General features: G+C 72.7%; 20 protein-coding genes and 1 pseudogene. 9 read left to right on the top strand and 12 right to left on the bottom strand.

Annotated elements, in window-relative coordinates; translation table 11 throughout:
* Window positions 1-82: 82 nt before the first annotated feature.
* Both DWB77_RS05415 and DWB77_RS05410 read right to left on the bottom strand, forming a co-directional pair.
* Window positions 83-1,177, bottom strand: coding sequence for a carboxylate-amine ligase (locus tag DWB77_RS05415; protein ID WP_120720150.1), 1,095 nt, complete (start codon window positions 1,175-1,177; stop codon window positions 83-85).
* 76 nt (window positions 1,178-1,253) lie between these two features.
* Window positions 1,254-1,790 carry an ATP-binding protein gene (locus tag DWB77_RS05410; protein WP_246033420.1) on the bottom strand — a complete coding sequence of 179 codons (537 nt, stop codon included), beginning with the start codon at window positions 1,788-1,790 and terminating at the stop codon, window positions 1,254-1,256.
* 289 nt (window positions 1,791-2,079) lie between these two features.
* Here DWB77_RS05410 and DWB77_RS05405 point away from each other — a divergent pair, with 289 nt between their 5' ends.
* Entirely contained in the window at window positions 2,080-2,883 is an 804-nt protein-coding gene (locus DWB77_RS05405) for a VOC family protein (protein ID WP_120720149.1), read from the top strand.
* A 100-nt stretch (window positions 2,884-2,983) separates the two neighbouring features.
* Window positions 2,984-3,856, top strand: a complete 873-nt coding sequence (locus DWB77_RS05400) for a class II glutamine amidotransferase (RefSeq protein ID WP_120720148.1) — start codon at window positions 2,984-2,986, stop codon at window positions 3,854-3,856.
* 7 nt (window positions 3,857-3,863) lie between these two features.
* On the opposite strand, the gene DWB77_RS05395 is transcribed toward DWB77_RS05400, so the two are convergent.
* Together DWB77_RS05395 and DWB77_RS05390 are read right to left on the bottom strand one after the other, a co-directional pair.
* A complete protein-coding gene (locus DWB77_RS05395; protein ID WP_120720147.1) occupies window positions 3,864-4,190 on the bottom strand; it encodes a plasmid stabilization protein in 327 nt (108 codons plus the stop codon).
* A gap of 163 nt (window positions 4,191-4,353) precedes the next feature.
* Complete coding sequence (locus DWB77_RS05390) at window positions 4,354-4,575, bottom strand: DUF6479 family protein (protein ID WP_120720146.1); 222 nt, start codon at window positions 4,573-4,575, stop codon at window positions 4,354-4,356.
* A gap of 172 nt (window positions 4,576-4,747) precedes the next feature.
* Here DWB77_RS05390 and DWB77_RS05385 point away from each other — a divergent pair, with 172 nt between their 5' ends.
* Complete coding sequence (locus tag DWB77_RS05385) at window positions 4,748-4,930, top strand: DUF6381 family protein (RefSeq protein ID WP_120720145.1); 183 nt, start codon at window positions 4,748-4,750, stop codon at window positions 4,928-4,930.
* A gap of 36 nt (window positions 4,931-4,966) precedes the next feature.
* On the opposite strand, the pseudogene DWB77_RS38240 reads toward DWB77_RS05385, so the two are convergent.
* A pseudogene (locus DWB77_RS38240) lies at window positions 4,967-6,104 on the bottom strand (proton-conducting transporter membrane subunit); the annotation flags it as partial.
* 247 nt (window positions 6,105-6,351) lie between these two features.
* Here DWB77_RS38240 and DWB77_RS05375 point away from each other — a divergent pair.
* Complete coding sequence (locus DWB77_RS05375) at window positions 6,352-7,482, top strand: AI-2E family transporter (protein ID WP_120720144.1); 1,131 nt, start codon at window positions 6,352-6,354, stop codon at window positions 7,480-7,482.
* A gap of 49 nt (window positions 7,483-7,531) precedes the next feature.
* Here DWB77_RS05375 and DWB77_RS05370 read toward each other — a convergent pair whose 3' ends face one another.
* The gene (locus DWB77_RS05370; RefSeq protein WP_246033419.1) at window positions 7,532-7,906 is read right to left on the bottom strand and encodes a hypothetical protein; all 375 of its coding nucleotides are present in this window, start codon (window positions 7,904-7,906) and stop codon (window positions 7,532-7,534) included.
* Between the two features lie 236 nt (window positions 7,907-8,142).
* On the opposite strand from DWB77_RS05370, the gene DWB77_RS05365 reads away from it, so the two are divergent.
* Window positions 8,143-9,243, top strand: coding sequence for a M20/M25/M40 family metallo-hydrolase (locus DWB77_RS05365; RefSeq protein WP_120720143.1), 1,101 nt, complete (start codon window positions 8,143-8,145; stop codon window positions 9,241-9,243).
* Between the two features lie 69 nt (window positions 9,244-9,312).
* Here DWB77_RS05365 and DWB77_RS05360 read toward each other — a convergent pair whose 3' ends face one another.
* Entirely contained in the window at window positions 9,313-9,699 is a 387-nt protein-coding gene (locus DWB77_RS05360; protein ID WP_162952442.1) for an STAS domain-containing protein, read from the bottom strand.
* Between the two features lie 231 nt (window positions 9,700-9,930).
* On the bottom strand, window positions 9,931-11,436 hold the full coding sequence (gene xylB / locus DWB77_RS05355) for a xylulokinase (RefSeq protein ID WP_120720141.1): 1,506 nt from the start codon (window positions 11,434-11,436) through the stop codon (window positions 9,931-9,933).
* Window positions 11,437-11,637: 201 nt separating this feature from the next.
* On the opposite strand from xylB, the gene xylA reads away from it, so the two are divergent.
* Window positions 11,638-12,807: a xylose isomerase gene (xylA, locus tag DWB77_RS05350; protein WP_120720140.1), complete on the top strand. Its 1,170-nt coding sequence runs from the start codon at window positions 11,638-11,640 to the stop codon at window positions 12,805-12,807.
* 56 nt (window positions 12,808-12,863) lie between these two features.
* Here xylA and DWB77_RS05345 read toward each other — a convergent pair whose 3' ends face one another.
* From DWB77_RS05345 to thpR, 3 genes are all read right to left on the bottom strand, one after another.
* Window positions 12,864-13,703, bottom strand: a complete 840-nt coding sequence (locus DWB77_RS05345; RefSeq protein WP_120720139.1) for a helix-turn-helix domain-containing protein — start codon at window positions 13,701-13,703, stop codon at window positions 12,864-12,866.
* Window positions 13,704-13,769: 66 nt separating this feature from the next.
* On the bottom strand, window positions 13,770-14,396 hold the full coding sequence (locus tag DWB77_RS05340) for an ATP-binding protein (RefSeq protein WP_120720138.1): 627 nt from the start codon (window positions 14,394-14,396) through the stop codon (window positions 13,770-13,772).
* A 94-nt stretch (window positions 14,397-14,490) separates the two neighbouring features.
* Window positions 14,491-15,075 (bottom strand): RNA 2',3'-cyclic phosphodiesterase, encoded by a 585-nt coding sequence (gene thpR / locus DWB77_RS05335; RefSeq protein WP_246033418.1) that lies wholly within the window; start codon window positions 15,073-15,075, stop codon window positions 14,491-14,493.
* 193 nt (window positions 15,076-15,268) lie between these two features.
* Between thpR and DWB77_RS05330 the strand changes: the two genes are divergently transcribed.
* Window positions 15,269-16,582 (top strand): alpha/beta fold hydrolase, encoded by a 1,314-nt coding sequence (locus DWB77_RS05330; RefSeq protein ID WP_120720136.1) that lies wholly within the window; start codon window positions 15,269-15,271, stop codon window positions 16,580-16,582.
* 35 nt (window positions 16,583-16,617) lie between these two features.
* Here the strand turns inward: DWB77_RS05330 and DWB77_RS05325 are convergent, their stop codons facing one another.
* Complete coding sequence (locus tag DWB77_RS05325) at window positions 16,618-17,568, bottom strand: RNA polymerase sigma-70 factor (RefSeq protein WP_428985102.1); 951 nt, start codon at window positions 17,566-17,568, stop codon at window positions 16,618-16,620.
* Window positions 17,569-17,764: 196 nt separating this feature from the next.
* Here DWB77_RS05325 and DWB77_RS05320 point away from each other — a divergent pair, with 196 nt between their 5' ends.
* The gene (locus DWB77_RS05320) at window positions 17,765-18,250 is read left to right on the top strand and encodes a carboxymuconolactone decarboxylase family protein (protein WP_120727386.1); all 486 of its coding nucleotides are present in this window, start codon (window positions 17,765-17,767) and stop codon (window positions 18,248-18,250) included.
* Window positions 18,251-18,444: 194 nt separating this feature from the next.
* The gene (locus tag DWB77_RS05315; protein ID WP_120720134.1) at window positions 18,445-19,023 is read left to right on the top strand and encodes a hypothetical protein; all 579 of its coding nucleotides are present in this window, start codon (window positions 18,445-18,447) and stop codon (window positions 19,021-19,023) included.
* The last annotated feature ends 17 nt before the right edge of the window (window positions 19,024-19,040 follow it).

Genomic DNA, 19,040 nt, shown 5'->3' with positions numbered 1-19,040 from the left:
GGGACGAAGGCGCCGGACGGGTTGGGACCAACAGCCGCCGGCGCCGCCCGAAACCGCCCCGAGCGGTTACGGGGCGGAGCGCTCAAGGGGCGGTGGCCTCGGTGGTGATGAGGTCGAGCAGGGCCGGCATCCCACCGTCGGCCAGCGCCTTGCGCTGCCGGTCCGCGCCGTTGCCCTGGCGCAGGAGCCGGTGCATGAGGGCGCCGACCTCGCGGTCGTCGCCGGAGGCCTCAAGGGCATGGGAGATGTGCTGGGTGAGCCGGCACAGGGTGTCACCGGCGCTGTGCGGGCTTCCCGTCGCATCGATCAGGGTGCCGCCGAGGCCGTGCCGGGCGGCGTGCCAGATCGCGGCCTGGAGAAGCTCCGGCGGGCACTGCGGCTCGGGCTCCCCGCTCTTCTGCTCACGCAGGGCGGTGGCCGCGAGCGCCCGTACCAGACCCGCGAACATCACCGCGTCGTCCGCCCTCAACTGCACGTCCAGACACCGCACTTCGAGGGTGGGGTAGCGCTCGGACAGGCGCGCGTGCCAGTAGAGCTGACCGGTGTCGGCGATGGCCCCGGACTCGATCAAAGCCTTGGTGCGCCGGTCGTAGTCCTCGGCACCGGCGAACCGGGGCGGCAGGCCGCAGACCGGCCAGCGGCTGAAGACCAGGGTGCGCCAGCTCGCGAAACCGGTGTCCCGGCCCTGCCAGAGCGGGGAGTTGGCCGACATGGCGAGCAGCGTCGGCAGCCAGGCGCGGATCCGGTTGAGTACCGCCACGCCGATCTCCCGGTCGGGCATCCCGACGTGGACGTGCATGCCGTTGATGAACTGCTCGTCCACCAACTGCGGCGCCTGCACGCGCAGCGCCTGGTACCGCGGTTCCCGGGTGACCAGGGCGGGGGCGACCCCGGTGAGCGGGGCCGCCGCCGTCGCCGCGAGCCGGCAGCCGTAGCGCTCGGCGGCGGTGCCGAGCGCGTGCCGCAACCGCAGCAGATGTCCGCCCACCTCGTCCAGGGTCGAGCAGACCGGCGTGGCCACCTCGACCTGGGCCTGGAGCAGCTCGGGCTGCACCTCGCGCTCCTGCACCAGCGGCCCGAGTCCGGCGGCCGCCCGTACCTCTTCGGAGAGCGGAGCGGGCTGGCCCGAGGCGGGGTCGACCAGCACATACTCTTCTTCGACCCCCATCGTGATCATGAGCTGAGCGTATCCGCTCCGGATCGCCCCCGCCGGGTGGAAGCGGCGGCCCTTCGCCGCGGGGCGGGGCCGGACATCAGGCGTCGCTGAGGCAGCGTGCCTCGGTCCGCCGCGGGTGCGCGTGGGCCCTCAGATCGAAGTCGACCAGGACCGGGGCGCTCACCGTCGTGCTGAGGGTGGGCGTCGGCGAAAGGGGGCGCAGCGGGCGGAGCGCCTGGGGCTGGGCGGTCAGGGTGAACCAGACGACCTTGCCCTCGGGCGTGGTGTGGGTGCCCCAGCTGTCGCTGAGGTGGGCGACGAGGGCGAGGCCGCGACCGCGTTCCGCGAACGGCTGGGGCCCCTGGAGGCGGGGCAGTCGCGGGTCGCCGTCGGCGACGGAGGCGGCGAACTGCCCACGGGCCCAGCGCAGTTCGAGCACGCAACTCCCATCGCCCTCGGTGTGGCGGTGGACGTTGGTCAGCAGTTCGCACACGCCGAGGCTGACGGGCTGAAGGATGTTCTCCAACCGCCAGTGGCGCAGATGAGCGGCGACGATACGGCGGACCTGCGGAATGCGGGCCGGCGTCGCGTGCAGGCTCAGGGTGTACTGGCGGGGACTGTCGATGGTGACCACTTACGGCTCCCTTGTCGGCGGGAGCGGCTCGCCGGCCACTCCCGCGTCCGCAAACCACGCAAGGGCTACTAAAAGTAGCCAGGTGAGCACAGCGCGGATTCCTCCAGCATGACCCGTACGGCCGCATCCGCAACACGAAGCACCGCCGTCCCCCGCGCCACGGGGGTGCGCGGGGTCGCGGGCCCGGCGCCTCGCCGCTCGTCCCGCCGACAGGCACGGCCGGGCCGGCGGCGGGATAGTGGATGGTCCACGACCGGTGTGTGTCGCACCCCTGGAAGCGAGGCCCCCCTTGACGCCCCCCACGACCAACTCCACCGCCCGGCTCGGCTCCGGAGCACCGGTGTTCGGGGCGCCGTGCTGGGTGAGCCTGATGGCCCGGGACCTGCGTGCCACGCAGGACTTCTACGGTGCCGTCCTGGGATGGACGTTCCGGTCGGGGGCGCTGGGCGAGCAGTTCCGGATCGCGCTGGCGGACGGCGTGCCCATCGCCGGAATCGGCGCGCTGGCCCCGGCACTTCAGGTCGCGGTGGCGTGGACGCCGTACTTCGCGGTGGAGGACGCCGACGTCACCGCCAGCCGCATCCGGGAGCGCGGCGGCACGGTGGCGGTCGGCCCGGTCGCGCTGCACACCGGACGCGGGGCGCTCGCCTCGGACCGGGACGGCGCCGTGTTCGGCCTGTGGCAGGGGCCGCTGGTTCCCGAGTGGGAGCAGTGGCGGGACACCGCACCGGTCTGGACCCGGCTCCAGACCCGCGACGCCTTCGCCGCGGCGATCTTCTACGGAGAGGTCCTGGACTGGGCGTGCGACCGGCCCGGCTGCTGCGATGTGCGGTACGAGCACGACGAGGTCGTCCTGCGCCACGCCGGACATGTCGTCGCCCGGCTCACCTCCGGCGCGGTGGAGGCCGCCCCCGACCCCAGTCTGAGGCCGCACTGGCACACCCATTTCACCGTCGCGGACCCGCGCGCCGACGCCGAGAAGGCGCGGACGCACGGCGCCACCGTGCTGGCCGAGGGCGTCGCGCGCTCCGGGCCCTGGGTCCGCCTGAGCGACCCCGACGGTGCCACGTTCACCCTCAACACGAAGGGGTAGCCCGCGGCCGCGTTGCGCTCGTCCCCGTGGCGCGGCACGATGCCCGGGCCGGGTTCGGACCGGTGGCCGGCAGCCGGTGGTCAGCAGGGAGGTGGCAGGGATGTGCCGTCTGTTCGGACTGAGCAGCGCCCCGCGCCGCAGCCATGCCACCTTCTGGCTGCTCGACGCCCCGGACAGCCTCGCGGTGCAGAGCCACCGCGACCCCGACGGCACCGGGCTCGGGTACTTCGACCCGGACGGCACGCCCCAGGTCCGCAAGGCCCCCGACGCCGCCTATGCCGACCGGGACTTCGCGCGGGAGGCCCGCCGGATCTGCTCGGCCACCTTCCTCGCGCACATCCGGCTCGCCTCGACCGGCAGCCTCACCGCCCCCAACACCCACCCGTTCCAGCAGGACGGACGGCTCTTCGCGCACAACGGGGTCGTGGGGGGACTGCCCGCCCTGGAAGCCCACTTGGGCCCGGACATGGCCCTGGTGGCCGGGGAGACGGACTCCGAGCGGGTGTTCGCACTGATCACGCGGGAGATCCGGGAAGCGCACGGAGACATCGGGACGGGCATCGAGCGCGCGATGCGCTGGATCGCCGGACACCTGCCCGTCTACGCCCTGAACTCCGTGCTGACCACGCCGGACGAACTGTGGGCCCTGCGCTACCCCGACACCCATGAGCTGTACGTACTGGAGCGTGAGGCGGGCGGCCCGCACGGCGCCCGGCACCTGGACCACAGCGGAACCGGCGGCCGTATGCGCGTCCACTCCGGGGACCTCGCCGACACCCCGGCGACCGTCGTCGCCAGTGAGCCCATGGATGAGCATCCCGACTGGCGCCTGATGGAGCCCGGCGAACTGCTCCACGTCACGGCCGGCGGCCGGGCCGACCGGCGTTTGGTCCTGCCGGACCCGCCGGTCGACCCGCTCCGGCTCAGCGACCTCTCCGGCCGGGCGGCCCACTCCCAGACCGCGGGCGGATGAGCCCGGCTCAGCGCCCCAGGGCCTTGCGCAGTTGCTGCTTGTTCATCGACGAACGTCCGTCGATGTTGCGCTTCTTGGCCTCCTCGTAGAGCTGGTCCTTCGTCGGCCCCTGTGCGCCGCTGTGCGAACGCTCGCCGCCGCGCTGCGGCGCCGACTTCTTGTCCTGCGTCGACGTCCTGCTGGCCGTCTTGGACTCGCCGGACCTGGCGCGTTCCTTGTTGACCGTGCGCGCGGCGATCTCCTTGGCGCGCTTGGTCGAGGCACCGCGGTCCTCGGCGCTGTCCTTGATGTGCTCGTACTGGCGCTCCCGCTTGGGGCTCGAACCTGCCGGCATGGTGCTCCTCCTCGTCTTCGGTGTCCCGGCCCGTCCGGGGTGGGCGCGGACCGGTCGAGTACGGCTGGACGCCGCCTCGCGCGTGGGCCGTGGCCCACCCGCCAGTTCACTCCCGCACGTCACGGGCCGCGACATCAGGGCCGCCGGGCGGGGGAGCGAGGCGCTAGGCGCGGTGGTCCGGGTCCGAGCCCTGCGAGGCCTCGGGCGGCTGCCAGGAATCCGCCCCGGGCTGCGGCTCCTGCGGGGGCATCGGCTTACGGGTGGCGCGCCGGCTCCCGAACCAGAAGGCCCCGATCAGTACGGCGACGATGACGACGCCCACGCCCGTGAACAGCCAGGACGTGGAGGCCGCGGCGAGAGTCTGTGAAGCAGCGAAACTGGTCATGACGTGCGCCTACCCCCTGCGCGGCCGACCTGACACGCGGTCCCGGACGACTTCGGGCACCCGAAGCCGGACTCCCGGGCGCGATGACGCTGGGTGACGGTTCGGGATGCGAGGGTGCGGGGCCGCTGCTCTGCTGGAGCCATCTGTATCCCCCGATTCTCCAGGAGTGATCATGAGCGTCGCAGACGAGTTCGGTGCCCGAGTCCAGCAGATGCGTCAGAAGGCGGAGAAGCTGGAGCAGGCGGCGGAGCGCGCGGAGGACCCGGCCGAGCGCCGGCGGCTCAAGGACAAGGCCCGTCGCCTCCAGGAGCAGAGCAGGATGTCGGGCGAGAGTGGCGGCGTCCACCCCATGTGAGCGCGGAAGCTTACGGCCAAGGGAGTTGATGCTCTCTCAGCCGGTCAGGACACCCGGCAGGGCGAGGGCGCCGAGCAGGGCCGTCCCCATCAGGAGCCATGCGACGTAGTCGCCGATGTGGCCGGAGTGCAGTCGGCGCAGCGGCTCCGTCCAGGGCCGGGGTTCGCGGTGTGCCGGGGCGCGTACCGAAGCCGCCGAGAGTCCCGCGCCGAGCGCCGCCGACGCCAGGCCCAGGAGAGCGCCCAGCGGCGTCCACTGCGGCATGTGGTCCGGCTCGACGCCGAAGGCCCGGCCGACCGCCGTGCCGAGCCCCGGAACCATCCCCGCCGTCAGCGAACCGGCGAGCAGCAGCGCCGGGACGGCGACCATGGTGGCGGGCACCCGGCCGATCCAGCCCTGCGTCTCGGGCTCCTCGTCCTCGCCCTCCGTCTCGCACCCCCTCTCGTCCAGCGGCCGCGGCCCGAGCCCGAAGAACACGCGCGCCGCGACCCGCAGCACCGCGCCCCCGGTGACCGCCGAGACGGCCACGAAGAGAACGGCGAAGCCGACGCCGCCCGCTTCCTCGGTCACCGACTTGCCGAGCCCGGTGCCGAACGGCGGCAGCCCGGCCAGAGCCGCCGCGCCCACCACATAGAGAACGGCTACTGCCCGCAACTCCCGGGCCCGGCCGTGCAGTTCGTGCTCGTCCACGCTGCCGTAACGGTCAAGGAGGATGCCGGTACAGGCGAACAGGGCCGCCTTCACGCCCGCGTGGCCAAGGGCGTAGAGCGCCACGCCGCCGGTCGCCTCCGGCTTCAGCAGTCCGATGCCGACGAGGAACAGGCCGGTGTGCGCGACCGTCGAGAACGCCAGAAAACGCTTGATGTGGCGCTGCTGCCAGCACATCACGGCGCCGACCAGCGCCGTCAGGGTGCCGAGTACCACCAGGGCGCGTTCGGCGTCCGGGGCGGGCACCCCGCCGGGCCAGGAGGCCGGTCAGGACGAGGGCGAAGGCGGCCAGCACCAGCGCGTCGGGTCCGCCCTGGGCGTCGAGCTGGTGGCCGATCCGGCGCATGCCGAGCTCCCCGGTGCGCGCGTAGAGCAGCACGATTCCGGTCAACGTGGCGTACGCACCGAACGACGCCGTCGGGGAGCACCCCTGGGGGCCGGCCTGTGCGCGGCCAACCAGTACCCGGCATGTACCTGGCCAATCACCCGTCATCCGGATGGCCGCCGCACGCACCGGCATACAAGGCCCGCGCCGGGATACCTGGCTAGGGTCGGAAGCGGAAGAGGCCGACTCCGGCGCTCGCCGCCGTCGTGCCGCACGGGGCGGCCACCTTGTGGGCGGACTCCGTCCCGGCCTCGAAGAGAGGTACTGGCAGGATGCATCCTTCGCTCGCCTGCGCCTCGCCCACACCGCTGACGGCCCGGAGGCCGCGATGACGTCCTCCCGGCCTGAGGGCGAGGGCGGCCCCGAGCCCGCCCCCGTCTCCTCCGTCGCGCCCGCTGCCAAGGGCGCACGCACACCCGGGGCCCGCGTCGTGGGGGGCGGCAGATCCTGGCTCGGCATCGGCTTCGCCCTCGGCCTGGGAGCGACCCTGGCCTGGCTGACCGTCCAGACCGTCCTGGAGGTGGGCAGCCTCCTCACCCTGCTCCTGCTCGCCGTGTTCATCGCGCTGGCGCTGGAACCGGTCGTCGCCTGGCTCACCCGGCACCGGGTCCGCCGGGGCTGGGCGGTCCTCGTGGTCCTGGTCGTGCTGTTGGCGTGCTTCGCGGGATTCCTGGCGCTGGTCGTGCCACCGGTCACCGACGAGGTCGACGCGCTGATCAAGGCGGTGCCCGGCTGGCTGAAGGACCTGCGCAACCACGACTCGCCGCTCGGCCGGTTCGAGGACCGCTACCAGGTCCTGGAGAAGGTCAAGGAGCAGTTCTCGGGCGGCGGGGCGGCCGGCCTCGCCGGTGGCCTGCTCGGGGCCGGGCGGGTGGTGGTGGGGGCGGTGACCTCGGCCGCCGTCGTGATCGTCGTGACGATCTATGTGATGGCGTTCCTGCCCTCACTGAAGACGTTCTGTCTGCGCTTCGTCGCGGCCCGCAAACGCCCGCACGCCCGCGAGGTCACCGACGAGATCCTCAACCGGGTGGGCCGTTACATGCTCGGCAACGTCCTCACCTCGGTGATCGCGGGCCTCGCCACCTTCATCTGGTGCATCGTCACCGGCGTCCCCTATCCCGCCGCCCTCGGGGTCTTCATCGCCCTGATGGACCTGATCCCCATCATCGGCACCACGATCGGCGGTGTCGTCGTGAGCCTCGTGGCGCTCTCGGTGTCCTTGCCCGTGGCCCTGGCGACGGCGGGCTTCTACGTCGCCTTCCGCATCGCCGAGGACTATCTGATCGTGCCGCGCGTGATGAAGTTCGCCGTGGACGTCCATCCGCTGGTGACGGTCGTCGGCGTCCTGCTCGGTGGCGCGCTGCTCGGCATCGTCGGGGCGCTGGTCGCCATCCCGGTCGCCGTCGCGATCGGTCTGATTCTGGATGAGCACGTCTTCGCGCGGACCGATGCGTCCTGAGCGGACCGGCGCGCCCTGACTTCGCTCCGGACTTCGCTCCTGACTTCGCTCAGATCCTGGTGTCGCTGTAGCCGCACACCCAGGTCAGTGCGTCGTGCACGCCGCGCGTGAAGTCCCGGGCACCCGGCTGGGTGGTGGGGTCCTCCAGCTGGACGACGGCCGCGTCCACCTCGGCGGTGAGCAGCCGCAGATCCGGTGTGTGGGGGGCGGAGGACCCGGTCACCGGGGCCTGCGCGGCCAGGCCCAGCGCCCAGCGGTAGGCGGCGGCCACTCCCAGGGCGAGCTGTGCGGAGGCGTCGGACCGTGAGGTCAGGTACTTGAGCGCCAGGTCGACATCGCCGCGGGGCCGGACTCCGACCAGCGCCGTCGGGCCCTGCCGGGTGGCCGGCTTGTCGGACGGGGTGCGGTCCTCGGGTGCGGTCACATCACTCACCTCTGCCTGGTGATCGTCGCTGTCGTGGGGGTCTACGGGTTGTCGTGGGGGTCTACGGGTCCGGGTACCCACGGCGCGGCGCCATCGGCATGTCCCGGTTGTCCTTTTGCGACGCGGGGTACGTCGCGATGGTGCCAGGACATGCGGTCATCGCTCGGGGTACGCGCGGAGAGGCGCTGCCGGAACCTGCCGGTAAGGGACCGTTGGACCCCCACTAACCTGGCCGCATGACGACGCAGAGGGCTGTTCCGGTGAGCGTGGACGCGATGATCGAGGACCTCAGGACACTCGTCGAGGTCGAGTCGCCCTCACGCGACCGCGACGCCCTGACGGCGTCGGCCAAGACCGTGGCCGCCGTCGTCGAGCGTCGGCTCGGCGGGCACGCCGTCCTCGTCGACAGCGCGGCCGGCCCGCACGTCCACTGGTCGGGCGGCGGCGATCCCCGGGTGCTGATCCTCGGCCACCACGACACCGTGTTTCCGCTCGGCACCCTGGAGCGCCGCCCGTTCAAGGTCGAGGACGGGCATGCGACGGGCCCCGGGGTCTTCGACATGCTGGGCGGTCTGGTGCAGGCCGTCCACGGCCTCGCCGCCCTGGAGGACCGCTCGGGCGTGGAGATCCTGGTGACCGCCGACGAAGAGGTCGGCTCGCACTCCTCCCGTGCCCTCATCGAGGAGCGGGCCCTGGCCTGTGGCGCGGTGCTGGTCTTCGAGGGCGCCGCCGACGGAGGTGGCCTGAAGACCGGCCGCAAGGGGTGCGGAACGTTCCGGGTCTCCATCACCGGCCGCGCCTCGCACGCCGGGCTCGAACCCGCGGCCGGGGTCAACGCCCTGGTCGAGGCGGCCCGTCAGGTCCTGGACATCGCCGCTCTGGGACGCCCCGAGCTCGGCACGACCGTCACGCCGACGGTCGCCGCCGCGGGCACCCTCGACAACGTGGTGCCCGCGGCGGCGACCGTGGTGGTCGATGTCCGCGTCGAGTCGGCGGACGAGAAGGAACGGGTCGAAGCGGCCTTCGCGGCGTTGACCCCGCATCTCGAAGAGGCCGAGATCGAGGTCGAGGGCGGGATCGGCCGGCCCCCCATGCCCGAGTCGGCCTCGGCCGAGCTCTTCGCGCTGGCCCGGCGGCTGGTTCCCGGCATCGAGGGTATGGCGGTCGGCGGCGGCAGCGACGGCAACTTCACGGCAGCCCTCGGAGTGCCGACGCTCGACGGCCTCGGCGCGGTCGGGGGCGGTGCCCATGCCGACCACGAGTATGTGGTGGTCGACGCCATGACCGGGCGCGCGAACCTGGTCGCCGCGCTGGTGCGGGCCCTCCAGGAAGCGTAGTTCGGGGCGGGCCGCCCACGCGCTTCAGCGCCTTGCGGGCGCCGACCGGGCCCGGCGGCGGCCCGGCGATCAGGTCGGCGTTCTTCTGTCGTCGGCCACCGCGGGACCCTCGGCCAGGGCACGCGGCAGGGTGTCGAGCACCGTGAAGGAGTTGTCCAGGCGGACGATCCTCAGGATGTGGGACACCCGGGGTGTGCCGCGTATCAGCCGCAGTACGCCACCGCGTTGGGCCACGTGTTCGCGTACCGCCAGGAGCAGCCGGATGCCGCCGGCGTCGAGGAACGTCACCGCGCGCAGGTCCAGGACCACGTCGGCGGCGGCCAGGCCGATCAACGCGTGGACGCGCGGGCCGAGTTCGCGATGGGCCAGCATGTCCAGCTCGCCGTGCAGTTCGATGATGATGGTGCCGCCCACGCTGCGGGTGCGCAGCCAGAAGGGGAATTCGTCAGCGCTCACGTCGCGCCTGCCCGTCTCTTGTTCGCCGGTGCGTTCCCGGTCCCCGGATACCGCCCGACATCCGGAATCTTTCACTCTCCGTGACCTGTGGAGGGGCCACGAAGCGGGGCCGATCGACAAACCCCCTGGTAGTCCTCATGCCCTGATGATCTGGGAAACTCACCTCTGTGACGTTCCGTAATGGTACGAGTTTCGGACAACCTGTCGAGGCGCTGGCCGGAGGAGGGTGGATCAACCGCTGCCCGGGTCCGTGACGCCTCCCGGGCCGAACAGTGCGGGCGTCGCGCTCTCGATCACCGAGCCGACGCGCTCCCAGGTCGCCAAGTCCCGTTCCAGAGGCGGCAGTTCAGGGCCGGTGCCGGCCCCCCAGGCGCGGGCGAGCGCGACCGGGTCGGTGCCAAGGACGGCCGATGCGGCGAGTGCGGCAGCGCCGACGGCCACCACCTCGGTGCCGGTCGGGAGGATGACGGGCCGCCCGGACAGGCGCCGTACCGTCTCGACCCAGCTACGTCCCTGGGCGCCGCCCCCGATCAGACGCAGCGGCCTTTCGGCGACGGCGGGCGAGGCCGGGTCGAGACCGCAGGCCCGCAGCACCTCGTCGAGGGCGCGCAGTACGGTCACGGCGGCGCCTTCGTAGGCGGCGCCCAGGAGTTGACGCGGGGTGGTGGTGTGCCGCAGGCCGGTCAGCAGTCCTGACGCGGCGGGCAGATCGGGGGTGCGCTCGCCGTCCAGATAGGGGAGCAGCACGGCTTCGCCGCCGGGCTCGGCGTCGTCACGATCGAGGCCGAGCAGGGTGGCGACGCGGTCCACGGCGAGCGTGCAGTTCAAGGTGCAGGCCAGCGGGAGATGGCTGCCGTCGGTCGCCGCGAATCCGCTGAGCGCCGGGGTGGCGGGACGGGCGCGGGTCGCGGCGAAGACGGTGCCGGAGGTGCCGAGACTGAGGACGGGGTGGTCCAGGAGCCCGGCGCCGCCGAGTCCGAGGCCCACGGCCGCGCTCATGTTGTCGCCGGTGCCGGCCGCCACGACGACGGTGGACGGCAGACCGAGCGCATCGGCGGCCCCCGTCGTGAGGGTGCCCACCCGGGTGCCTCCCGTCGGCGCCACGGTGGGCAGCAACTCCGGTGCCAGGCGCAGCAGTTGGAGGAGTTCGGGGTCGTACGCCGCGGTCGCGGTGGAGTACCAGCCGGTGCCCGAGGCGTCACCCGGGTCGGTGACGGCGACTCCGGTGAGCCGTTCGGTGAGGAAGTCGTGGGGGAGGCGAACCGCCGTGCACCGGGCGGCCGTTGAGGGCTCGTTCTCGCACAGCCACCGCCACTTGGCGGCGGTCACGGCCGCGACCGGCACGGAGCCGGTGGGGTCGGTCCAGGCGCGCGGGCCGCCCAGCGCCGCGACGAGGGCGGCGGCCTGCGCCGCGGAGCGGGTGTCGTTCCACAGCAGGGCCGGGCGCAGCGGCCGCCGGTCCCGGCCCAGGGCGACCAGGCCGTGCTGCTGTGCCGCGACCGCGATCCCCGTGACGGCGGACGCCGGGACGCCGGACTCCTTCAGCCCCATCGCGACGGCCTCCCGCAGCGCCTGCCACCACTGCTCGGGATCGGTCTCACGGGCCCCGGCCGAGCCGTCGACGCGGTGCGGGGAACGGCCGACGGCGAGGGTCCTTCCGTCGGTGGCGTCCACGAAGAGGGCCTTGGTGGACTGGGTGGAGCTGTCCACGCCGATGACGACCGGGCTGTGCGGCATCCGGGACACCTTCTCTTGCGGGGCGAGGGCGGGTCTGAGAGAGGCATGGGTCATTTGACCGTGCCGGGAACAAATGCAGGACCCAAATTAGGCGAACGTCCGGGGTTACGGAAGCGATGACGATCGTGCAGTATTTGGTAAGGCAGAAAACGAATAGCTCCGACATGCGTCGGACGGTTTCGCGACAAGGCGGCGAAGAGGATGACGGAACGCTTCACCCCGACCCCCGAGGACAAGTTCTCCTTCGGCCTGTGGACCGTGGGCTGGCAGGGTCGCGACCCCTTCGGCGACGCGACCCGCCCCGCCCTCGACCCCGCCGAGTCCGTCCAACGCCTCGCGGACCTCGGCGCGTACGGCGTCACCTTCCACGACGACGACCTGATCCCCTTCGGCGCCTCGGACACCGAGCGGGAGACGCACGTCAAGCGGTTCCGGCAGGCGCTCGACGCCACCGGCCTGGTCGTGCCCATGGCCACCACCAACCTCTTCACGCACCCGGTCTTCAAGGACGGCGCGTTCACGGCCAACGACCGCGACATCCGGCGGTACGCCCTGCGCAAGACCCTGCGCAACATCGACCTGGCCGTGGAGCTGGGCGCCCACACCTACGTCGCCTGGGGCGGGCGCGAAGGGGCCGAGTCCGGCGCCGCCAAGGACGTGCGCGTAGCCCTCGACCGGATGAAGGAGGCCTTCGACCTGTTGGGCCAGTACGTCACCGAACAGGGCTATGACCTTCGCTTCGCCATCGAGCCCAAGCCCAACGAGCCGCGCGGCGACATCCTGCTGCCCACCGTCGGCCACGCCCTCGCCTTCATCGAGCGGCTCGAACGCCCCGAACTCTTCGGCGTGAACCCCGAGACCGGGCACGAGCAGATGGCCGGGCTCAACTTCACCCACGGCATCGCCCAGGCGCTGTGGGCGGGCAAGCTCTTCCACATCGACCTCAACGGCCAGTCCGGCCTCAAGTACGACCAGGACCTGCGCTTCGGGTCGGGCAATCTGCGCGACGCCTTCTGGCTGGTGGACCTGCTCGAAAGCTCCGACTACGCGGGCCCCAGGCACTTCGACTTCAAGCCGCCGCGCACCGAGGACATGGACGGCGTGTGGGCGTCGGCGGCCGGCAACATGCGCAACTACCTGATCCTGAAGGAGCGTTCGGCCGCCTTCCGCGCCGACCCCGAGGTGCGCGAGGCGCTGCGCGCGGCCCGTCTGGACGACCTGGCCCGGCCCACCGCCGAGGACGGCCTCGCCGCGCTCCTCGCCGACCGGACCGCCTTCGAGGACTTCGACGCCGACGCGGCCGGGGCGCGGGGCATGGCCTTCGAGCACCTGGACCAGCTGGCGATGGACCACCTGCTCGGCGCCCGCTGACACCACGCGAAAGCCCCGGGGGCCGGGGTGCGGTCCCCCGCATCCATCCCTCGCCGTCAGCTCCGCGCGCCGCCCGGACGGGCCGTGGCGTGCACCGAGCCGAGGAGACCGAGGGCATCGGCGGTGGGGGAGCCCGGCTCCGCGTGGTAGACGATCAGTTGCCGGCCGGGGGTGTCCCGGACGTCGAAGGCGTGGTAGGTGAGGATCAGCGCGCCCACCTCCGGGTGATGGAGCCGCTTGGCGTCCCGGGTCTTGCCGCGTACCGCGTGCGCGGTCCACAGCCGGCCGAACTCCGCGCTGTGCCGGCCGAGAACCGTGACGAGTTCACGCAGCCGCGCGCCGCTCGACTCCCAGCCGACGGCCTCGCGCAGGTTGGCGACGGTCGCCTCGGCCGTGCGCTCCCACTCCGGGTAGAAACGCCGCGCGGCCGGATCGAGGAAGGCCATGCGAGCCAGGTTGTCCACGGCCTCGAACGGTGAATACAGCGCATCCGCCAGGGCGTTGGTGGCCAGCACGTCGAGCGTGCGGTCGATCACCAACGCCGGGGTGTGCGGATAGCCGTCCATCAGCCGGCGCAGCGCCGCGCTCACCCCTGCCGGGGCGGGGCGGCGATCGTCCTCGGGGACGGCTTTGGCGAGCCGGAACAGATGCGCCCTGGCGTCCGGGTCGAGTCGCAGGGCGTGGCTGAGCGCCTTGAGTACCTGGGGCGAGGGGTTGCGCTCGCGGCCCTGCTCCAGGCGGGCGCAGTAGTCCGCGTTCACACCGGCGAGCACGGCCAGCTCCTCGCGGCGCAGCCCCGGCACCCGACGGGCCCCGTGGCTCACCATCCCGACATCCTCGGGCCGCACACCCGCACGGCGCGCACGAAGGAACTCGCCCAGGTCGTTGTCGCTCATGCGCCCAGCGTAGGACGGTACGAACCGTTGCTGCCCGGGTGTGTCACACCCAGGCAGCTGCGCCGGTCAGCCGGGTCGGCGGTCATGGACCTCGACCCCCAGGCGTGGCCATGACGAGACGAACCGGGCGAGGTTGTCCGCGTCCAACTCGATCTCGAAGTCCGGGAGTTGAGCGAGACGGAAGTGAACGGTCGTCCCCGTCGTGCCGTCGCTCTCGACGGGGGAGAGGCCGGTGGTGGGAACGCCGTGCTCGTAGCGCTGGGACCACGCGCCGTCCTCGCGGCGATTGGTGTGGACGAGCCACTCGCTGAGCGCCGCGACGACGGACATGCCACGGCGTGGATGGCCGTCGGGGAGGGCCTGCGCGTCCGGGTGGTCGAAGAAGCGGAGGTCCTTCGTCGCCATGACCGGCTTCTTGACGGCGCGGCCCTCGGCGTCGAAACGGGTGTCGGTGCCCCTGCCGTCGTCCGCCACACACACCGAACCATCGGCGAGGAGGGTGACGGCGCACCGCCCCGCGCCCCTGGACTCCGCCTCGTCGGCCGCGTAGGCGACGACTTCGAGGACCAACTGCCGCAGGCCGCCGGGCGCGAACGCGGCCGGGTCCCCGCGGATCGTGGAGAGGTGCTCGGCGTCGACGGTGTTCGCCCAGTCGTGGGTCGTGGTGTGCCAGTGCGGCGGGGGCCTGTCCATCGCCGAAGTATGCCAAGGCGGGCGGCGGTTGGGGGCTTCGGGCCCCGGCGCCGGCCGTCTCGGAGCGGTGACCGGACCCCGGCGCTGCCGGATGTCAGAGGGCGCCGGTGAACTCCCACGCCGCGATGTCGCGGTAGTGGATGGGACCGGGGCCCCGGCCGATGTTGCTCGCGACGAGGTGCAGCCGCTCGGTCGTCCACGGGCGGCCGTCGAAGCCGGCCAAATCGGCGGCGATTTCCTTGACGCCCCCGGGGTCGGCGCGGCGGGCCCGCGCCAGGGTGAGATGGGGTCGCAGGGGCCGGTCCTCGAAGGTGACACCGCACTCCCTGACCACGTCCCGGACCTCGCCGTTGAGCCGGTGCAGCCCTTCGAGGTCCCCCTCGATCCCGCTCCACAGGACCCGCTCGTCGAAGTGCCCGGCGCCGCGCAGCGACAGCCGCAGGGGGCCGTGCGCTGCCGCCAGCTCCGCCAGCGGTTGCCGCAGCAGGGGAGCGGTTTCGGCCGGGAGCTCGCCCAGGAACGCCAAAGTGATGTGCCAGTCCTCGACGCGGTTCCAACGCAGGCGCGGATACGCCTCGTACGCGGGCAGCAGCGCCCGCTCCAGCTCGTCCTTCGCGTCGTCGGGCGGGGCCAGCGCTATGAACACGCGGACGGTGGCCGGCGGGATCTCTTCGTTCACGTAGGACTTCGTACACCACCGGCGGGCGCGAGGGCCGCACAGCGTGCCCGCGGATTCAGATACGGGACCCCGCGCGGACCCCTCGCCCCTTGCGGGGGCCGGGTGGGCCCGGGAGATCATGCGGGTGCACCGCGCTCCACAGAGCAGCACCCCGTGCGCGTACCGCCGCGTCCCGTACCGACCGAGGAGTCCCATGTCCGTCGTGATCCGACAGCCGGGCGTCGTCCTGACCGACCACCTCTTCCAGGTTCCGCTGGACCACGGCGCCCCCGACGGCGAGCGGATCGAGGTGTACGCCCGCGAGGTGGTCGCGGCCGGCCAGGAAGGCCGGGAACTCCCGTGGCTGCTCTACCTCCAGGGCGGCCCCGGCGGCCGGGCGGCGCGGCCGGTGGGCCGGGACAGCTGGCTCGACCGGGCACTCAAGGACTATCGGGTGCTGCTCCTGGACCAGCGCGGCACCGGGCGTTCGACGCCCGCCACCCGGCAGACCCTGCCGTCGCGCGGCGGGGCCGCCGCGCAGGCCGAGTACCTCGCCCACTTCCGCGCCGACTCGATCGTCCGCGACGCCGAGCTCATCCGGCGCGCCCTGCTCGGCGACCGGGGCCGGTGGAGCCTGCTCGGGCAGAGCTTCGGCGGCTTCTGCACGCTCACATATCTCTCCCTCGCCCCCGAGGGACTCCGCGAGGCGCTCATCACCGGAGGCCTCGCGGGCCTGCGCAGCAGCGCCGCGGACGTCTACCGGGCGGCCTATCCGCGCGTCGCCCGCAAGAACGCCGCCCACTACGCGCGCTACCCAAGGGACGTCGAGGCCGTCCAGCGGATCGCCGAGCACCTGCTCGCCGCGCCGGCCGCGCTGCCGGGCGGCGGGACGCTGACCGTCGAGGCCTTCCAGGCACTCGGCCTGATGCTGGGCACCGGCAGCGGCTCCGACCTGCTGCACTATCTCCTGGAGGACGCCTGGATCGGCGGCGCCCGGGGCCCCGAACTCTCCGACACCTTCCTGGCCGGCGTCCAGGCGAAGCTCTCCTTCGCGGACGGCCCGCTCTACGCCGTCCTGCACGAGCCCATCTACGGACAGCGCTCGGTGGACCCGGGGCCGACCGGCTGGGCCGCCGAGCGGGTGCGCTCGGAGTTCCCCGAGTTCGACGCCGCCAAAGCGCTCGCGGACGGTTCTCCCGTCCGCCTCACCGGCGAGATGATCTACCCCTGGATGTTCGAGACCGATCCGTCGCTGCGCCCGCTGCGCGAGACCGCGGAGCTGCTGGCCCAGCGCACGGACTGGCCGGACCTGTACGCCCCCGAGGTCCTTGCGGCCAACGAGGTGCCGATGGTCGCCGCCGTCTATCACGACGACATGTACGTCGACACCGCCGACTCCCTGGCCACCGCCGACGCGGTACGCGCGGTGCGGACCTGGGTGACCGACGAGTGGGAGCACGACGGGCTGCGCGTCAGTGACGGCAGGGTCCTGGACCGGCTGATCCGCATGGCCCGGGGCGAGGCGTAACTCGCGGACGCCGACGCCCAGTTGGGCCCTCGCCTTCAGGTGGTGCGGCGGCTCAGGACGGTCTCGTCGCGCATGTACGACAGCTTCTCCGGGTTGCGTACCGCGTAGAGCTCGCTGATGCGGCCCTCCTCGATGCGTACCGCCACCACGGTGTCGACCTCGCCGTCGAGGTGGAGGACGAGCGCGGGGTGGCCGTTGACCCGGGTGGGCCGCAGCGAGGCCGCAGGGGTCCTGGCGAGACCGGCGATGAGCAGCCGGGCCACCTTGTCGGCTCCCCGGACCGGCCGCAGGACGGCCTGCTTGATGCCGCCGCCGTCGCCCATGAGGACGACGTCCGGCGCGAGGACGTCCAGGAGGGCGCGCAGATCGCCGGTGGTCGCCGCCCGCTGGAAGGCGTCGAGCGCGACCCGGGTCTCGCCCGTCGAGACGCTCCCGCGCGGCCGGCGCGCCGCGACATGGGCCCGGGCCCGGTGGGCGATCTGCCGGACCGCGGCCTGGCTCTTGCCGACGGCGCCGGCGATCTCCTCGTATTCGAGGGCGAACACCTCGCGCAGCACGAACACCGCGCGCTCGGTCGGCGCGAGCGTCTCCATCACCAGGAGCATCGCCATCGAGACGCTGTCGGCCAGCTCGACGTCGTCGGCCACGTCCGGGGCGGTGAGCAGCGGCTCGGGCAGCCAGGTGCCGACGTAGGACTCCTTGCGACGAACGAGCGCCCGCAGTCGGGCCAGCGCCTGGCGCGTGGTGATCCGGACCAGATAGGCGCGCCGGTCCCGCACCGCGCCCAGGTCGACGCCCGCCCACCGCAGCCAGGTCTCCTGGAGGACGTCCTCCGCGTCGGCCGCCGAGCCGAGCATCTCGTACGCGACGGTGAACAGCAGATTGCGGTGGGCGACGAAGGCTTCGGTGGCGGGGTCCAGGGGTTCGCCGTCGAGGGCCCGCCCGGTCGTCGTGTCCCGCGCGGCTCCGCTGTGCTCGCTCGTCACTGGCCGCTCCTGTCTGTTGGCTGCCGAGGGTGTCACGCCCACAAGATGCCGCCTCCCGCCCCGCTGTGACATCCGTTGGCAGTGGGCTGCGTCACATCCCCGGTCTGTCACAGCGTGCGGCCGGGCGGCGTCTTGTGTTCGTTCGGCGCACGGCGCCAACGACGCACCACCAACGACGATGAGTGAGGACGACGTCATGGACGCTCGATTGAACCTGTTCGAGAACGAGCTCGGCTCGAAGTTCGCCAAGCGGTTCGCCAACGCCGGCCTGGTGATCCAGCAGTCGACGCTCCCGAAGTCCACGCAGGAGCTGGTGGCGCTGCGAGCGAGCCAGATCAACGGCTGCGGGCACTGCATCGACATGCACACCAAGGAGGCCACGGCCGCCGGCGAGAGCGCGGTCCGCCTCCATCTGGTGGCGGCCTGGCGCGAATCCACCGTGTTCACCGACGCGGAGCGCGCCGCGCTCGCGCTGAGCGAGGAGGGCACCCGGCTCGCCGACGCCCACCAGGGCGTCTCCGACGAGACCTGGGCCCAGGTCCGCAAGCACTACGACGACGACCAGGTCGCCGCCCTTGTCTCTTTGGTCGCCCTGATCAACGCGGCCAACCGGCTCGCCGTGATCCTGCACCAGCAGGGAGGTGCGTACGAGGCCGGTACCTTCGCCGCCCTGGTGCACTGACCGGAGTGGGCGGGCCAAAGCGCCTTTCCTGCACAGAACGTGACGGATCGTCAGGTATGCGCCTTCCCTACGGGGTCCCGTCGTCCTGACGGGGCCCCGGTGGCCGGGAGTCTCCGTTCGCCGGTTGTCGCCACGGAGGTTCGGGCATCCTCGGTGAGGTGGGCCGCACCGCGGCCCCGCCGGAAAGGGGTGCCATGGAGTGGCAGAGCGATGAGTTCGGGGCATCGCACGCGGGCCGAGCGGGTGCGGTCCTGGCCGACGGCAGCGAGCCCGAACCGCTGTACTTCGACGCCAGCAGCGGCTCGTTCGGCTACACGTCCAGCGACTGGTGGCTCTACGACGGCACCCTGCACGCCCCGCTCGCCACCCATCTGCGCGGTGTGTGCGCCTGCGGATGGCGCGGCAGCGCCCTCTACCCCGTCGACTGGACGCAGGTGGACGACGAGCGGCCGTACGACACCGTCGTCCCCGGCCCGTACGCCGACTGGCAGAACCACATCCAGCACGTCGAGGCCCGGACCGTCCCCGTCCCGGTCGAACTGGACGATCTGGTGGGCCAGTTGGACGCCCGCCTGAGCGTGCTGGCCGACGACGCCCCGCTCGCCGCGCTGCGCGTGGTGGCCGCCCTGGAACGCCTCACCGGCCGCATCGGCATGGTGGCCGCCTTCCACACCCGGGCCGACGAGGTGTCCTGGGAATCGGTGGGCCAGGCGCTGGGCCTGACCGAGCAGGAGGCCCGCTCCCGCGTGGCCTCGTACCGCTATCGCTCCTGAACGCCGGTGCCCGGCGC

Source organism: Streptomyces hundungensis (assembly GCF_003627815.1).
Lineage (GTDB): Bacteria > Actinomycetota > Actinomycetes > Streptomycetales > Streptomycetaceae > Streptomyces > Streptomyces hundungensis_A.
The sequence above is the reverse complement of the archived record's forward strand: the minus strand, read 5'-3'. Positions and strand labels throughout refer to the sequence as shown.

Excerpts from the sequence above, each read along its gene's own strand:
- DWB77_RS05415 (WP_120720150.1), bottom strand. The coding sequence starts at position 1,177 with ATGATCACGATGGGGGTCGAAGAAGAGTATGTGCTGGTCGACCCCGCC.
- DWB77_RS05400 (WP_120720148.1), top strand. The coding sequence starts at position 2,984 with ATGTGCCGTCTGTTCGGACTGAGCAGCGCCCCGCGCCGCAGCCATGCC.
- DWB77_RS05395 (WP_120720147.1), bottom strand. The coding sequence starts at position 4,190 with ATGCCGGCAGGTTCGAGCCCCAAGCGGGAGCGCCAGTACGAGCACATC.
- DWB77_RS05390 (WP_120720146.1), bottom strand. The coding sequence starts at position 4,575 with ATGACCAGTTTCGCTGCTTCACAGACTCTCGCCGCGGCCTCCACGTCC.
- DWB77_RS05385 (WP_120720145.1), top strand. The coding sequence starts at position 4,748 with ATGAGCGTCGCAGACGAGTTCGGTGCCCGAGTCCAGCAGATGCGTCAG.
- DWB77_RS05375 (WP_120720144.1), top strand. The coding sequence starts at position 6,352 with ATGACGTCCTCCCGGCCTGAGGGCGAGGGCGGCCCCGAGCCCGCCCCC.
- DWB77_RS05365 (WP_120720143.1), top strand. The coding sequence starts at position 8,143 with ATGACGACGCAGAGGGCTGTTCCGGTGAGCGTGGACGCGATGATCGAG.
- xylB (WP_120720141.1), bottom strand. The coding sequence starts at position 11,436 with ATGCCGCACAGCCCGGTCGTCATCGGCGTGGACAGCTCCACCCAGTCC.
- xylA (WP_120720140.1), top strand. The coding sequence starts at position 11,638 with ATGACGGAACGCTTCACCCCGACCCCCGAGGACAAGTTCTCCTTCGGC.
- DWB77_RS05345 (WP_120720139.1), bottom strand. The coding sequence starts at position 13,703 with ATGAGCGACAACGACCTGGGCGAGTTCCTTCGTGCGCGCCGTGCGGGT.
- DWB77_RS05340 (WP_120720138.1), bottom strand. The coding sequence starts at position 14,396 with ATGGACAGGCCCCCGCCGCACTGGCACACCACGACCCACGACTGGGCG.
- DWB77_RS05330 (WP_120720136.1), top strand. The coding sequence starts at position 15,269 with ATGTCCGTCGTGATCCGACAGCCGGGCGTCGTCCTGACCGACCACCTC.
- DWB77_RS05320 (WP_120727386.1), top strand. The coding sequence starts at position 17,765 with ATGGACGCTCGATTGAACCTGTTCGAGAACGAGCTCGGCTCGAAGTTC.
- DWB77_RS05315 (WP_120720134.1), top strand. The coding sequence starts at position 18,445 with ATGGAGTGGCAGAGCGATGAGTTCGGGGCATCGCACGCGGGCCGAGCG.